Origin of the sequence: Curtobacterium sp. MCBA15_016 (assembly GCF_001865105.1) — a bacterium.
GTDB lineage: Bacteria > Actinomycetota > Actinomycetes > Actinomycetales > Microbacteriaceae > Curtobacterium.
This window is the reverse complement of the sequence record NZ_MJGR01000031.1, coordinates 12,215-12,632: the sequence shown is the minus strand read 5'-3', so window position 1 is coordinate 12,632 and position 418 is coordinate 12,215. Positions and strand designations below refer to the sequence as shown.

Sequence of the window (418 nt, the reverse complement as noted above, 5' to 3'; positions counted from 1 at the left end):
GAGTCGCTCGCGAACGTCGCCCGACACGCACCCGAAGCGAGCTGCCGGATCGAGGTCTCGGTCGATGACGGGGCCGTCCAGGTCCTGGTCGAGGACGACGGGCCCGGGCCCGGCGACCACGGGCGACGGAGCGGCACGGCGAACCTCGCGGCCCGAGCGCGGCTGCGCGGTGGCGGGTACCGCCTCGACGAGCCTCACGAGGGCGGCACGCGCGTCCGGTGGACCGTCCCGGCCCACTCCGGAACGGAGCGACCATGACCACACGGGTGTTCCTCGTCGACGACCACGAGATCGTCCGCCGCGGCGTTGCCGACCTCATCGACGCCGAACCCGACCTCGAGGTGGTGGGCGAGGCCGGAACGGTCCGCGACACCGTCGGACGCGTCGCCGCGACCCTGCCCGACGTGGTCGTCCTCGA

The 418-nt window shown here is 74.2% G+C and carries 2 pseudogenes; both read left to right on the top strand.

The window, feature by feature from the left end:
• Positions 1 to 258, top strand: a pseudogene (locus BIV03_RS20035) (histidine kinase); the annotation flags it as partial.
• A pseudogene (locus BIV03_RS20130) lies at positions 255 to 418 on the top strand (response regulator); the annotation flags it as partial. The pseudogenes BIV03_RS20035 and BIV03_RS20130, both read left to right, overlap by 4 nt.